Genomic DNA, 15,241 nt, shown 5'->3' with positions numbered 1-15,241 from the left:
CACGTATCAATACAGCGGAATTAGGTGCAACGAAAACTTAATTGTTGTGCTCTAATTATTATCTTTGCCAGCTATAAATTAACGCATTTAAAAAGTACTAGCATGCAATTATCAGAACAAGAAATTGTAAGAAGAGAAAAGCTTGATAAGCTAAGAGCTTTAGGAATTAATCCTTATCCAGCAGATTTGTTTCCTGTAGATATTTACTCCAAAGAAATTAAGGAAGGATATGTGGAAGGAAAAAAGGTGGTTATTGCTGGTCGTTTGATGCGAAAGAAAATTCAAGGAAAAGCTTCTTTTGGAGAGTTGCAAGATGCTGAAGGTAGAATTCAGGTTTACTTTAATAGAGACGAAATTTGTACGGGAGAAGATAAAACCTTGTACAATGACGTGTTTAAGAAATTATTGGATTTAGGTGATTTTGTTGGAATAGAAGGGGAATTGTTTAAAACTCAAGTTGGAGAAATTTCTGTAATGGTTCGCGATTTTAAATTGTTGAGTAAGGCTTTAAAACCTTTGCCATTACCTAAAACGGATGCCGAAGGAAATACCTATGATGAATTTAATGATCCAGAGTTGCGTTACCGTCAGCGTTACGCAGATTTGGTAGTGAATCCACAAGTTAAAGAGGTATTCGTAAAGCGTACCAAATTATTCAATGCAATGCGTTCGTTTTTTAACAACGCTGGTTATTTTGAGGTAGAAACTCCTGTTTTGCAACCTATTGCTGGGGGAGCATCTGCTCGTCCGTTTATTACGCATCACAACTCTTTAGATATTCCGTTGTACATGCGTATTGCTAACGAATTGTATTTAAAACGTTTGATTGTAGGTGGTTTTGATGGGGTTTATGAGTTTTCTAAAAACTTTAGAAACGAGGGGATGGACCGAACACATAATCCAGAGTTTACAGCGATGGAAATTTATGTAGCTTATAAAGATTATAACTGGATGATGGAGTTTACCGAAAACTTGTTAGAGCATTGTGCGATGGCAGTAAACGGTACTACAGATGTGGTTTTTGGAGAGCATGAGGTGAGTTTTAAGGCTCCTTTTGCAAGAGTAACCATGGCAGACTCTATCAAACATTTTACAGGTTTTAATATTACAGGTAAAAATGAAGATGAGTTGAGAGCTGCTGCCATAGAAATGGGTATTGAGGTAGATAATTCTATGGGAAAAGGAAAGTTGATTGATGAAATGTTTGGGGAAAAGTGTGAGGGTAACTACATACAACCAACGTTTATTACGGACTATCCTAAAGAGATGTCTCCTTTATGTAAAGAACACAGAGATAATCCTGAATTAACAGAGCGTTTTGAATTGATGATTTGCGGTAAAGAGGTAGCAAATGCTTACTCTGAGCTGAACGATCCTATTGACCAACGAGAGCGTTTTGAGGCTCAATTGAAATTAGCGGAAAGAGGTGATGATGAAGCTTCCAACTTTATAGATGAAGATTTTTTAAGAGCCTTAGAATATGGAATGCCTCCTACATCTGGTTTAGGGATTGGAATGGATAGATTAATTATGTATTTAACCAACAATCAGTCTATACAAGAGGTGTTGTTCTTCCCGCAAATGAGACCAGAGGTGCAGGCTACACCATCTGTTGATTTAAACGATGATGAAAAGGCATTGTTCGAATTGATTAAGAAAGCTCAGAAAATTGAATTAAACGAGCTAAAATCTCAGTCTGGTTTGTCTAATAAAAAATGGGATAAAACCATTAAAGGTTTAACAAAAAAGGAAATAGCAACTGTAAACAAAACGGACGAAGGTTTGTTTGTAGCGTTGGTATAGTTGTTCTTTTGGTTTTAAGCATAGTTCTCGACTCCGCTCGAACACCCTTTGATATTTTTATAGGGTCATCGAGCGGAGTCGAGATGTTTTAGTAGCTTGGTGATTACCTATCTTAAAAAAAATTGACAAAACTCAATCTGTATAGTTTGGGATAAATTAGTTACGAATAGTATCTTTAAACTGTAAAAAATCATTCAATGAAAAAAATATTCAAAGGAGTTGCCATCTTTGTAGGAGTTGTTCTTCTAATTCTGCTCATCTTACCTTTTGCCTTTAAGGGGAAAATTATAAAAATTGCCAAAGAGCAAGCCAATGCAAATGTAAATGCTGTGATAGACTTTCAGGACTTGTCAATTTCTATGTTCAGAAGTTTTCCAGATGTTTCTGTAGATATAAAAAAGCTTTCTGTAGTTAACAAAGCTCCCTTTTTAGGAGATACGCTCGCAAGTATCGGGCACACCTATGTAGACGTAAGTTTGATGAGTTTACTAGATATACCCAAAATTAACAAAGTTAAAATTGCAGATGTCTACGTCAATGTAAAAGTAAACAAAGACAGCGTTACCAATTATGATATTGCTTTGCCTTCAGAAGCTAAAGTTGAAGAAACAACTACCAAAGAAAGCTCTCCAATAGCGCTAGATATACACAACTATAGTTTGGAGAATATTAATATTAACTACCAAGATGTACCAAGTAATATGAGTGCAAAAGTGGTTAATTTCAATCACAGTGGTAGTGGTAATTTAGCGGATAATATTTTGGAATTAGATACACACACTAATGCGGATGCTATAAGTTTTATGCTCGATGATGTTGCTTACTTGAAAGATTTACATTTTGAGTATGATGCCAAAGTTGGAGTAGACCACGGAGGAGATTTAAAGTTGACCTTTACTGATAACGTTGCTTATATTAATGACTTAAATTTAGCTTTTGATGGGGTTTTTACCATGTTAAAGGATGCCTATGACATAAATTTTACTCTAAAATCAAAAAAATCTGAATTTAAAAGTTTACTGTCTTTAATACCTAATGCTTACACAGCAGACTTCCCAAAAGTAACCACCGCAGGTGCGTTGGATTTGCATGGAGTTATTAAGGGACAATATTCAGACAACACCATTCCAACAATGGATATCGTCATTAAATCTGAAAACGCAAGCGTACAATATCCAGACTTACCCAATAAAATTGATAATATTAATATAGATACCCATATCACAAATACTACGGGTATAATGGATGATTTACAGGTTGAGATCAAAAATTTTGGTTTTAAGATAGCTCAAGATGTTTTCAGTGCAAATGCAATTATTACCAAACCCATCTCTAATTTAACTCTTGCTTCTAAAATTGATGGAAAAGTAAATTTGGGAAATTTAAAAAATGCATATCCTATTCCTCCGTTAGACTTTGACTTGAAAGGGATTGTAGAAGCACATATTGCCGCAAATTTTGACATGGCAGCTATCGATAAAGAGCAGTATCAGAACATTGATAGCAGCGGAAGCATCACCCTAAACGGTGTTTCTGTAGGGTCTGACTATACTCCAAATCCGTTAGTAATTAACAAAGCGAAGATGTTATTTAGCCTCAATCATGTAGATTTAAAAGAAACTGAATTGCGTTCTGGTAATTCCGATGTACGATTAAAAGGAGGGTTAGACAATATCTACGGATATGCTTTTGCTGATGGAACTTTAAAAGGAAAATTAGAGATTGCTTCAAAATTATTCAGGGTAAGCGATTTTTATGAAGCTGATACTGCAACGGTTGCACAAAAAGAAGAGGTTACCAATACAGATACTACGCAACCCTCTGAGCAATTTAAAGTACCGTCTAATATAGAGTTTGTTGGAACTGTAGATGCTAAAGAAATTTTATATGATGATATTACGTTGACAAACTTTAGAGGGAAAACAATAGTAAAAAATCAAAAAATAACATTTAACGATGCAAGTGCTAACCTATTTAAAGGAACTGCTATAATCAACGGTTTTGTTGATACCAAGCCTACTCCTACCGCGTATGATTTCGATATGAAGTTAAAACAAATTAACATTGCAAGCGCATTTAGTAGCTTGGAGATGTTGAGGAAAGTAGCTCCTGTAGTAGGTGCATTCAACGGACGTTTTGATACCGACTTAAATCTCTCAGGAATATTGGATTCCAGCTTAATGCCTGATTTGTCAAAGCTATCTGGAGGAGCCTTCGCAAACCTGCAAGTGGACAAAATTGACCCGAGCCAAAATAAATTTTTAAGTTTGGCAGAAAGTAAATTAGGTTTCTTAGACTTTGATAAAACTGATTTAAAGGATTTAAAAACTAAAATAACCTTTAAAGATAGTAAGGTAAATGTGCAACCTTTCACTTTAAAATATAAGGATATACCCGTAGTTGTTGGAGGTTCTCATAGTTTTGACAACCAAATGGATTACAGTTTAAAGTTAGATTTACCGGCTAAATATTTAGGAAATCAAGCGCGAGAGTTGGTGAGAAAATTGAGTGGTGCTGACCAAGAAAACTTGAGAGTTCCACTTGTTGTAAACGTTGGAGGTACAGTAACAAACCCTACAGTTCAACCAGAGATGAAAGATGCTGTAGCTTCGTTAACTAAAAGTATTGTAGACAATCAAAAAGAAAAGGCTAAAGAAAAAGTAAAATCAGAAGTGAGCAAAAAGCTAAACGATATTTTGGGAACAGATAAAAGTTCAGAAGGAGGTTCGGAGAAAGAATCCAAATCAGCAAAAGACCAAGCTAAAGATACGGGTAAAAAATTATTGAAAGGACTGTTTGGCAAGTAGATAAGAATTAGATAACATGGAAAAAGCCTACTATAGTTTTTATAGTCGGCTTTTTTTGGTAAATAGTCAAATTGACTAGATTCAAAAATTGATAAATTTCAGAAAATCAATGAGACAATTTTAAAAAAAATGGATGACTAAGCAAACTAACTAAAATTATGTTTTTATCAACAAACGGCTTAAACCGTTCTGTTTTATTTTTTTGTGTTTTGCATAAGCCTATCTATCAGTGCACAAACCACGTCCTTTTCCTGTCAAGGTTTAATTATTGATGGAGACGAATCTCTCCTACTCTCTAATCAAAACATAGGGTTAGAGTTTTCTATTTTGAGTCAAGGTCACAGTACGCTTTATACCGAAATATTTAATACAACTACTAATCAAGCAGGTGCTTATAATATAAAAATTGGGAGTGGGGAAGTGAGTTTTGGAAATTTTGATAATATTGTTTGGGGTGTGGAAAGATATACGCTAAATATTACTACAGATTTATCAGGTGGAACTAATTATCCTTTTTATCAGCAAGCCAATATAACGAGTGTAAATAAAGCCAATTTCAGCAAAAGTTCTAATAGGGTTTACCCCAAAAATATCATCGAGAGGAATGCCGTTAATAATGCTCAACAAGGAGATGTATTATTCTGTTCAGATTGTGGAAGCAAAGGAATCTTTCAAGTTTAAAATGGTATCAACTGGGTCAATGTAATTAATGGAGCTTACAGCTTGCCAGACCAAGTAACTTCCATCAGCTTAGAACTAGATATGTCTAGCTTTTCTGATGGTGAAGGAGGAGAAATACCTATGCAGGGAGAAGAAGAAAGTATTCCCATATAAGGAGAAGGTTTGGTTACTATATACGCTACTGCAAATGATGGGAGTGGAATTAAAGGGAATTATGAACTAGGATTGTTCCCCGAGCAAGAACCCGATCCAGTATCTATAATACAAATAAGAAAGGCTATTGGAGGATCTGATAAAGAAGCTGCTTTTGACGAAGGCTCAATTACAAATCTCTCTTTCAATTCCGTTCCGAGAAATATATTGCCTGTTGGAGATCCTGTTACTATAGACAACATAAATTCAGAGATTATTGAAATTACTAGCGTCTTATCTACGAGTTTCAGTAATTTTTTCGAATTTAAAACATTAAAAGCAGGTTCAACTGTCGTTAAAATAACCTCAGTAAATCAACCAAAACTTATCGGGGTTTTTAAAATAAATGTGCGAGCCGTTTTGGACACAGAACCTCCACAAACAAAATTTGAGACAGGGTTTGTAGCAGCTTACATTAGAAAAAGTAACCGTTTCAGCAAAATTTAACAGAATTACCGCCATTAGCAATTGGAGAAGATAATAAGGATGGTAGCGTAGCTGTTACAACTAATACTAATAATTTTGACAGCAAACAAGTAGGAACCTATATTGTCGAAGATACAGCAGGTAATAAAACAGAAAAGGACTACTTAGTAAAAGTCGTAAATAGATTAAGCCAAACAATAACCATCAACGGTGCTTTAGATGGAACAGCAGTTATTTATAACGACGGGGACATTATTGTTATCAAACAAAACACTCCTAGATTTAATGTTCCTTTCGCTACGGCTGAGGATGATAACGAACAAGGAATAACTGTAATGACTACCAATAGAGACACTTTTGACATTTCTGTAGTTGGAGAAACTGAGATTACTTATTCTGCTACAGATGCTTCAGGTAACAATACCACTCGTAGTATTGCAATCAATGCAATTCCACCTATACCGCCAGCTACGTTTAATATTTCACAAAGGATTATATAAGTAGAACTAGGTTCCATATTTTCAAATGACCTGTTGCCAAGTATTACAGCTATAGATCAACAAGGAGATGAAATACCTGTGGTCATAGATAGTTCTAGCATAAATACAAGTATTCCAAATTCGTATGGAGTAACTATAACAGCGACTGAGACCACTAGTAAAGAAACTACTACAGGAATTGTGGTAAGTATTTTGAACAATGTATCGCCAAAAATTACTAATACTAGTGCTATAATCTTTTTACAGGAAACATTTGTAGATACAACTACCGAGAAAATATTGGGCAAGGTCGAAGCGATAGATTTAAGCGGTGTAGTAAACTTTACGCTAACAGAAATCACTACTGGATCAGATAAATTACTAGACTTAGGTGGACAAGTAAGAATAGGAACTGATGGAACCATCTATAATACCTCTACACTGCTAACAGGAGGATTCAATACTCCAATTTTCAAATTTAAACTAGATACGGTAGATGCTTCTGACAATATTCGTTCTTTAGATTTTGATCTTCAGTTTATTAACTTTGTCGAGTACTAACAGATTAAGTAATGGTTTTCATACCCTACTTACATCAGGGAGTTTGATTGTATTATGAACTGAAAGTTTTGAAGAAAGTAGTCTCAACATCTATCCAAACCCTGTGGTAGATGTTATCAGTATAAATTTGATTTCCAAGGAAACACCATCTTATCAATTATTGGGGATTGGTGGACGTCTCATTAGAGAAGGAACTTTGACAAAAGAAAAAAATACGATAGATTTTAGGACATTAGACTTTGCCACCTACATTTTAATGATGAGTACTTCTAATGGGGTAAAAACATTTAAGATTATAAAAAACTAAGAATATGAAACTACATACATTATATACACTTATTCTATTAGCTGTTAGTAACATCGCTTTCTCACAAACCAACGGTTTTAGTTATAATGCAGTGATTAGGAAAGATAGCGGAGAAGCTTTATTACGAGGGCAAAATATCTCCTTGTACATAAGAATTTTAAAAGGTTCTATTGGCGATACCGAAGTTTACTCGCAAACTTATGAGAATTACGTACTAAGAAACGGAGGCTTAATTTCTGTCGTCATAGGAAATCAGCCTAGTTTTGCCTCAATAGATTGGTCTGTGGATGACTATTTTTTAGAAACTTCTGTAGATACAAGTGGAGGAGATAGTTTTCAAGTAGTTGGAACTTCTCAAATTTTGAGCGTACCATATACAAATCACGCCGATGTAACCAAAAGTGTGTTAATAAAAACATAAGCGGTTAGAAATGCTTCAACAGCTATAAAAGGAGAGATGGTTTATTGTTCAGACTGCGGTGCAAATGGAGAAATGCAAGTTTATGACAACACTAAATGGACCAATATGATGGTGGTGCAGTACAACAACTAACTTCGAACTAAAGATATCTACTAGACAAATAATATGGTTTAAACAAATTCAAGTCTCATACAAAAAAATAAGAGGTTTATTGCAAATTAGTATTTACTGTCTAATCGTTAAAATCTCGGTACCATAATTCAACAAATAACACTTCATCTACCGAATAGTTAATTTATTCTACATGTGTATCTTAGATTAATTCAATCGAATACAGGCTTCAACTCTCCTGTCACTCACCCATTTTTTTTTTAGTTTGATCTAGTTTTACGACTTAATTCAACCAAAATTTATAATAACCTAACGTTATTAGTTGCTAATAAATAGACAAAATTTGTCAATTTGAAATAGAATATCATCAATCCAAAAAATAAATTAGTATTAAATTTTTAATGAAACACCAGTAACAATACATATTATATATATTATTACTTTATTATTTGACAAAAACGCAATTGATATACAGCTACGCACATTCTAGGTTTGTGATAGAGATACATTTGGCGACACTAACTAAAATGTTAAATAATGAATTCAAAAAGAATTTTAATCCTAATTGCACTGATATTTAGTACGCTATCTTATGGTCAACTAGAAGATGAGGCAAATTATTTTAAACCTCCTGCTAATAGAGGAACTTTTAAAGTCTTTAAACCAACAAGAGCAATTCCTAACAACGACTCTAAAGATTTACAACGATTGATAGATCAGGTTGCTAATAACAGAGCTGCTAATGGTCAGTACATAGGAGGTAGAGTGTTTATGCCTAAAGGAAACTATAACTTAGAGAATATTCTTCTTAAACCTAACGTTACATTACTGATTGATGAATTGGCAGTGATAAGACCTGCACCTAGAAACAATAATGGTAACTATAGCATATTTATATTAGGTTCCTTTAGACCTGGAAGACTGAGAAACGTGCAAATTTTAGGGATTCAAAATCGTGCTGCTAGAAACAACAACGTAAATAACAATGTTTTAGATGGTAAGTTTACTGTAGACTTAACCAAAACAAATAGAACAAATGTTTTTGTGTTTAGCTGTTCTAATGTGACCAATTTCAAAATAGCCAATTTTGATATATTAGACAAGAGAACTAAGTTTTCATCTGTAAGTTTAGATCCTAGAACTATCAATGGTGTTAACTATGCTCCTACTTTTGGGGTCATTTCTAATGGTTCGGTATCTAATGCCGATTATGGATATGGATTGGTTCAAATTCAAACTGGAAATAACATCTTAGCTAAAAATTTAAAAGGGACAGGTGGAACTACCCTTAGACTAGAGACTGGACTTTCATCGTTACAAAGAATAAAAAATATATGGCCCCTAAAATTAAATAAAATTGTTGGTAGAGATATTGAGTGTAAAAATGGACAATCTGCTGTGCTTATTGCTCCACATACCATCGATCAAGGTATTGTTGACGTAAGAAGAATTAAAGCATTTAGCTGTGAATGGGGTGTAGGTATTGAAACAGGATTTACCAAACGAGATGAAAAAGCAGATGGATTAACGCCAGGTACTTTTAACTCGAATTCTGTAGTTAGTGGTGTAACCGCAACTTTTGGTTATAATGCTACTACCAGAGCTCAAGGATTGAGATTTATTCCCTGTAACCTAAGGAATAGAATTACTGCTTTACCTGTATTTTTTCCCGGAGCCACACCTGTTTTTAGAACACCTTCTGTTGCCGCAATTACTTATGAAGGATTTACGCAAGGTAACAGACCTGGGGCTTATAGATTAAAGCTATCTAATGTAAAAGCCATTGGATATCCCGTAAATATAATGAACCCCATTAACAGTGTGCCAGCAGTTGTTACTGACCGTACACAGGATTTTGAGGGATGTGCTACTACAGGAATTCAAGCATTTATTCCCAACGATATTCGAAATACACCAAGAAAACTCAATAGAAATAGTGCTAGATTTTTAGGACGTGGTGCTGTTGCCAACACAAATCTTAAATACATTGAGGACGTAGAGCAAACTAAAACCTCCCAAGTATCCAACATCAATCTAAATGAACTTATTGAAGTTTACGACACTAATGGAAATTTGATACTTAAAACCAATCATATTTCTATTGATGAAGTCATTAACAGTCATCCGAATCTTAAAGGAATATATTTATTTAGAGTATTGAACCAAGAAAATGTGAAAACTAAAAAAGTAGTTTTGTAAAACAGTTTTACGCAATTTCTAAAATATTAAAAAGGGTAAAAAACAGCGTTTGAAAAAAGTTCGAACGCTGTTTTTTTTATGGGTATTGATAGCAAATTCGATTCAATAAGCGACTGAATACTCATCGCCAATATCATCATTGGGCAGAAAATTCATTATTTATAAATCAACAACACAGCCATCTAAAAAATAACATTAGATAACTTAAATCCCTAAATATTTAACAATTCGTTAAAATAATTAGCCTATCATTAATAAAAACACAATTAATAAACATCTAAGCACATTTTTTTTTTGATGTTAAAATACTTTTGGGGCTACTAACAAAAAAATTTGAATAATGAATCCCCAAAAAATTTTAATGCTTATCGCATTTGTATTTAGTACACTATCCTATGGTCAGTTAGAGAATGAAGCTAACTATTTTACCCCCCCAGCCAACAGAGGAATTTTTAGAACTTATAGACCTACCAGAGCTATTCCTAACAATGACTCAAGAGATTTACAAAATTTAATTAACCAAGTAGCTAATAATAGAGCCCCTAACGGACAGTTAGTGGGAGGTAGAATATTAATTCCTAGAGGAAACTATAATTTAGAAAGTGTATCTCTTAGATCTAATGTAACCCTATTAATTGATGAATTGGCGGTAATAAGACCCGCTCCTAGAAACAACAATGGGAACTACAGTATATTTATTTTAGGATCTAACAGACCTGAAAGATTAAGAAATATACAAATTGTAGGAACTCCTAACCAAGCTGCTCGAAATAGCAACCCAAACAATCCTGCTTTGAACGGTAGATTTACTGTAGATTTAAGAGGAACGAACCGTATAAATGTTTTTGTATTTAGCTGCTCAAACGTTACCAACTTTAAAATATCAAACTTTGTTATACAAGATAGAAAAACTAAGTTCCAGTCAGTAGGTTTGGGACATACAACTATCAACGGTATTAATTACGCTCCTAGTTTTGGAGTAATATCTAACGGTTCTGTAACAGATGCTGATTATGGGTATGGATTGGTTCAAATTCAATCTGGAAACAATATTTTAGCAAAGAACTTGAGAGGTACTGGTGGAGTTACCTTAAGGCTTGAAACTGGTTTTTCAGTTTTACAAAGGATAAGACAAATTGGACCGCTTAAATTGAACAAAATTGTAGGTAGAGATATTGAATGTAGAAATGGACAAGCTGCTGTGCATATTAGTCCACATACTATAGACCAAGGAGTTGTAGATGTAAGAAGAATTAGAGCATTTAGTTGTGAGTGGGGAGTGTTTATTGAAAGAGGGTTTACTAAGACTGATGAAAGAAGAGATGGATTAACTCCTGGTTCCTTTAACGGAAACTCTATTGTTAGTGGTGTAACTTCTAATTTTGGTTTTAATGCTACCACAAGAGCTCAGGCACTAAGATTTGTTCCTTGTAATTTAAGAAACAGAATATCACTACAACAGGGTAGACGTATAAATGGAAATACTCCTGTATATATAACCCCATCACTTGCAGCGGTTTCTTACGAAGGATTTACGGGAGGTAACAGACCTGGACATTATAGACTAAGATTGTCTAATGTAAGAGCTAATGGATATCCAGTAAACAGAATGAATCCTATCAATAGCGTTCCTGCAGTTATTACAGATGAGACACAAGATTTTGAAGGGTGTGGTCCTTCTAGATTCCCAATTTTTGTTCCTGGTGAAATCCGTAATACTCCGAGAAGAATTGACAGAAATAGTGCTAGATTCCAAGGTCGTGGTGCCGTTGCCAATACAGACCTTAAGTATATTGAAGACGTAGAGCTAGCTGAAACTTCACAAGTATCTAATACTGAGGTAAACGAACTTATTGAAGTTTACAGTACAAATGGAAATTTAGTGTTAAAAACAAATAATACTTCTATTGAGGATGTTAAAAGCAATCATCCGAACTTAAAAGGAATATATCTATTTAAAGTACTAAATAAAGAAAGTACAAAAACTAAAAAAGTAGTTTTGTAAAACAGCTTTATACATTTTAAATGATTAAAAAAGAGTTTGATTAATTTCAAACTCTTTTTTTTTGATATTGTTTGTAGTAGTGTATTAACAAACTATGAGTTCTTATCATCTACACTTTATTAGAGTGCAAACATTATTAATAATGATATTAAAAATACATTTATCATCAGTTTAAACTTTATAAAAATATCAATAATCAATTACAACAAGCTTTAAATTGTGTTATTGACAATAAATAACATCAATAATTGACAAAAACACAATAAATAAACTTCTAGACACAATAAATGATTGTTGCTGAGATACTTTTGGGTCACTAACTAAAAATTTAAATTAATGAATCCAAAAAAAATTTTAGTATTATTTACGCTTGTATTTAGTGCACTATCCTATGGTCAATTGGAAAATGAGGCCAATTATTTTAGACCACCTGCCAATAAAGGAATTTTTAGGACTTATAGACCAACCAGAGCTGTTCCCAATAACGATTCTAGGGATTTACAAAATGTAATTGATCAAGTAGCCAATAACAGAGCCCCTAATGGACAGTTTGTGGGAGGTAGAATTTTTATCCCTAAGGGGAACTATAGTTTAGAAAGTGTATCTCTAAAGTCAAACGTAACTCTGTTAATTGACGAATTGGCAGTGATAAGACCTGCACCTAGAAATAACAACGGAAACTATAGTATTTTCCTATTAGGATCTAATAGACCTGGAAGAGTTAGAAATATACAAATCTTGGGAGTTCCTAACCGTGCTGCTAGAAATAACAACGTAAACAATAACGTTTTAGATGGTAAGTTTACTGTGGATTTAACAAGAACTAACCGAAAAAATGTTTTTGTATTTACTTGTACCAATGTGTTTAATTTTAAAATTTCTAATTTTGATGTGCAAGATAACAGGACTAAATTTCAGTCTGTTGGTTTAGGTCACACTACCATCAATGGTGTTAATTACGTACCAAGTTTTGGAGTGATTTCTAATGGATCTACGTCTAATGCAGATTACGGATATGGATTGGTTCAAATTCAATCTGGAAACAACATTTTAGCAAAAAATTTAAAGGGTACTGGTGGAGTCACATTGAGGCTTGAAACTGGTTTTTCAGTTCTACAAAGATTAAGACCAATTGGACCTCTTAAATTAAATAAAATTGTGGGTAGAGACATAGAGTGTAGAAACGGACAAGCTGCTGTACATATTAGTCCACACACTATTGATCAGGGAGTTGTAGATGTAAGAAGAATTAGAGCATTTAGCTGCGAATGGGGAGTGTTTATTGAAAAAGGATTTACCAAACCAGACGAAAGAGCAGATGGGTTAACTCCAGGTTCTTTTAACGGAAATTCTGTGGTTAGTGGTGTAACTTCTAATTTTGGCTTTAATGCGACCACTAGAGCACAGGCATTAAGATTTGTTCCGTGTAATTTAAGAAACAGAATTACTGCATTGCCGGTAGTTTTTCCAGGAACCACCCCAATATACAGAACACCATCTCTGGCAGCCATTTCTTATGAAGGATTTACACAAGGTAACAGACCTGGAGCTTATAGATTAAGATTGTCTAATGTAAAAGCTAATGGATACCCAGTGAATAGAATGAACCCTATCAACAGCGTTCCTGCTGTTATTACTGATGAGACACAAGATTTTGAAGGATGCGGGCCATCTAGATTCCCGATATTTGTACCAGGTGCTATCCGTAATACTCCAAGAAGAATTGACAGAAATAGTGCTAGATTTTTAGGTCGTGGTGCCGTAGCTAACACAGATCTTAAATACATTGAAGATGTAGAACTAGCTGAAACCGCTCAAGTATCTAATACTGAGGTAAACGAACTTATTGAAGTTTACGATATCAATGGAAATTTAGTATTAAAAACCAATAATACTTCTATTGAAGAAGTTAAAAACGACCACACAAACCTTAAAGGAATATACTTATTCAAGGTATCCAACAAGGAAAGTGTTAAAACTAAAAAAGTAGTTTTGTAAAATAGCTTTAAACATTTTAGATGATTAAAACAGAGTTTGATTAACTTCAAACTCTGTTTTTTTTGTTTGGTTACACTTTCAGTAAAAATCAATGAATTACACTGCTTGACTCATTGAATTAATTTATGAGTATTAAGTAGCCTTTCTAGAATAATGCAAATCTCTTATTGTTAAACTAAAAAATCCTTTAACGAAACAGCTAAAGGATTTTTTTATGGATGTTAGAATGGCTTACAAGCAATTAGCAATTTTTTCTGCCAAAGCTTTAAACTCCATCTCTGTTAATTTAACTTTTTTTCCAAAAGTAGCATCTGCCATTTCATTCAAAGGGATTAAATGCACGTGCACATGAGGCACTTCTAACCCAATAACTGACATCCCTACTCTCATACAAGGAACTGCCTTTTCAATAGCTGCGGCAATGGTTTTGGAATATTTAAATAATTTTACATAAAGCTCATCATCCATATCAAACACTTTGTCAATTTCCTTTTTTGGAACTACTAAAGTATGACCGGCTGCATTAGGATTGATATCTAAAAAAACAAAAAAATCTTCGTTCTCCGTTATTTTATAAGATGGAATTTCTCCGCTAATAATTTTGGTAAAAATGCTCATAAATTTTATTAATTGATAACATTCAAAAAGTTTTGCAACTCTTTAACTATCTAGAAATTTCAACAATTTCAAATTTCATAACACCGTTGGGTGTTTTAATTTCTGCAATATCTCCTACTTTGTTTCCTAATAATCCTTGACCTATTGGAGAATTTACAGATAACTTACCATTGCGAATATCCGTTTCAGAATCCGCAACCAATTGGTAATTAAATTCCATACCATTCGCTGTATTCTTTAATTTCACCTTTGAATGGATTAGAATTTTTGAAGTATCCAACTGAGACTCGTCCAAAATACGAGCATTGGCTACTACGTTTTTAAGTTGCGCAATTTTTAATTCTAATAAGGATTGCTCCTCTTTAGCTGCATGGTATTCTGCATTCTCACTTAAATCTCCCTTATCTCTAGCCTCTGCTATTTCGTTAGATACCCTTGGTCGCTCTGTTTGCTCTAAAAACTCTAACTCTTCTTTTAATTTCTTAAATCCTTCTTCTGAATAGTATGATACATCACTCATCTTCTCTAAATTTTTATAACACAAAAAATCTCATTACCAGTAAGCAATGAGACCTACACAAATATAGTTAAATATTTGATAGTTAAAAATAACGTACCTTTACCTTTATATTT

At 33.7% G+C, this 15,241-nt stretch carries 13 protein-coding genes; 11 read left to right on the top strand and 2 right to left on the bottom strand.

Annotation, left to right across the window (positions count from 1 at the left end):
- Positions 1-102: 102 nt before the first annotated feature.
- From lysS to ACXGQW_RS06815, 11 genes are all read left to right on the top strand, one after another.
- On the top strand, positions 103-1,803 hold the full coding sequence (gene lysS / locus ACXGQW_RS06865; RefSeq protein WP_457821348.1) for a lysine--tRNA ligase: 1,701 nt from the start codon (positions 103-105) through the stop codon (positions 1,801-1,803).
- A gap of 197 nt (positions 1,804-2,000) precedes the next feature.
- Complete coding sequence (locus ACXGQW_RS06860; protein WP_457821346.1) at positions 2,001-4,610, top strand: hypothetical protein; 2,610 nt, start codon at positions 2,001-2,003, stop codon at positions 4,608-4,610.
- A 204-nt stretch (positions 4,611-4,814) separates the two neighbouring features.
- Entirely contained in the window at positions 4,815-5,291 is a 477-nt protein-coding gene (locus ACXGQW_RS06855; RefSeq protein WP_457821344.1) for a hypothetical protein, read from the top strand.
- A 162-nt stretch (positions 5,292-5,453) separates the two neighbouring features.
- A complete protein-coding gene (locus ACXGQW_RS06850) occupies positions 5,454-5,930 on the top strand; it encodes a hypothetical protein (protein WP_457821342.1) in 477 nt (158 codons plus the stop codon).
- A gap of 314 nt (positions 5,931-6,244) precedes the next feature.
- Complete coding sequence (locus ACXGQW_RS06845; RefSeq protein ID WP_457821340.1) at positions 6,245-6,409, top strand: hypothetical protein; 165 nt, start codon at positions 6,245-6,247, stop codon at positions 6,407-6,409.
- A 33-nt stretch (positions 6,410-6,442) separates the two neighbouring features.
- Positions 6,443-6,949: a hypothetical protein gene (locus ACXGQW_RS06840; protein WP_457821338.1), complete on the top strand. Its 507-nt coding sequence runs from the start codon at positions 6,443-6,445 to the stop codon at positions 6,947-6,949.
- An 88-nt stretch (positions 6,950-7,037) separates the two neighbouring features.
- Positions 7,038-7,256 (top strand): T9SS type A sorting domain-containing protein, encoded by a 219-nt coding sequence (locus tag ACXGQW_RS06835; RefSeq protein ID WP_457824193.1) that lies wholly within the window; start codon positions 7,038-7,040, stop codon positions 7,254-7,256.
- Between the two features lie 4 nt (positions 7,257-7,260).
- Entirely contained in the window at positions 7,261-7,677 is a 417-nt protein-coding gene (locus ACXGQW_RS06830; protein ID WP_457821336.1) for a hypothetical protein, read from the top strand.
- A gap of 648 nt (positions 7,678-8,325) precedes the next feature.
- Positions 8,326-9,987, top strand: coding sequence for a T9SS type A sorting domain-containing protein (locus ACXGQW_RS06825; RefSeq protein WP_457821334.1), 1,662 nt, complete (start codon positions 8,326-8,328; stop codon positions 9,985-9,987).
- A gap of 340 nt (positions 9,988-10,327) precedes the next feature.
- Positions 10,328-11,992, top strand: coding sequence for a T9SS type A sorting domain-containing protein (locus tag ACXGQW_RS06820; RefSeq protein ID WP_457821332.1), 1,665 nt, complete (start codon positions 10,328-10,330; stop codon positions 11,990-11,992).
- A 336-nt stretch (positions 11,993-12,328) separates the two neighbouring features.
- Positions 12,329-13,990, top strand: coding sequence for a T9SS type A sorting domain-containing protein (locus tag ACXGQW_RS06815; protein ID WP_457821330.1), 1,662 nt, complete (start codon positions 12,329-12,331; stop codon positions 13,988-13,990).
- Between the two features lie 231 nt (positions 13,991-14,221).
- Here the strand turns inward: ACXGQW_RS06815 and ACXGQW_RS06810 are convergent, their stop codons facing one another.
- Together ACXGQW_RS06810 and greA are read right to left on the bottom strand one after the other, a co-directional pair.
- Positions 14,222-14,608: an HIT family protein gene (locus ACXGQW_RS06810; RefSeq protein ID WP_457821328.1), complete on the bottom strand. Its 387-nt coding sequence runs from the start codon at positions 14,606-14,608 to the stop codon at positions 14,222-14,224.
- A gap of 46 nt (positions 14,609-14,654) precedes the next feature.
- The gene (gene greA / locus ACXGQW_RS06805; protein ID WP_457821326.1) at positions 14,655-15,128 is read right to left on the bottom strand and encodes a transcription elongation factor GreA; all 474 of its coding nucleotides are present in this window, start codon (positions 15,126-15,128) and stop codon (positions 14,655-14,657) included.
- Positions 15,129-15,241: the final 113 nt, after the last annotated feature.

This window comes from Wenyingzhuangia sp. IMCC45533 (assembly GCF_054111225.1).
This window is presented reverse-complemented; position numbering and strand designations above follow the sequence as displayed.

Bases quoted from the DNA above. Each gene is read 5' to 3' on its own strand.
- lysS (WP_457821348.1), top strand. From the start codon at position 103: ATGCAATTATCAGAACAAGAAATTGTAAGAAGAGAAAAGCTTGATAAG.
- ACXGQW_RS06860 (WP_457821346.1), top strand. From the start codon at position 2,001: ATGAAAAAAATATTCAAAGGAGTTGCCATCTTTGTAGGAGTTGTTCTT.
- ACXGQW_RS06845 (WP_457821340.1), top strand. From the start codon at position 6,245: ATGACTACCAATAGAGACACTTTTGACATTTCTGTAGTTGGAGAAACT.
- ACXGQW_RS06830 (WP_457821336.1), top strand. From the start codon at position 7,261: ATGAAACTACATACATTATATACACTTATTCTATTAGCTGTTAGTAAC.
- ACXGQW_RS06825 (WP_457821334.1), top strand. From the start codon at position 8,326: ATGAATTCAAAAAGAATTTTAATCCTAATTGCACTGATATTTAGTACG.
- ACXGQW_RS06820 (WP_457821332.1), top strand. From the start codon at position 10,328: ATGAATCCCCAAAAAATTTTAATGCTTATCGCATTTGTATTTAGTACA.
- ACXGQW_RS06815 (WP_457821330.1), top strand. From the start codon at position 12,329: ATGAATCCAAAAAAAATTTTAGTATTATTTACGCTTGTATTTAGTGCA.
- ACXGQW_RS06810 (WP_457821328.1), bottom strand. From the start codon at position 14,608: ATGAGCATTTTTACCAAAATTATTAGCGGAGAAATTCCATCTTATAAA.
- greA (WP_457821326.1), bottom strand. From the start codon at position 15,128: ATGAGTGATGTATCATACTATTCAGAAGAAGGATTTAAGAAATTAAAA.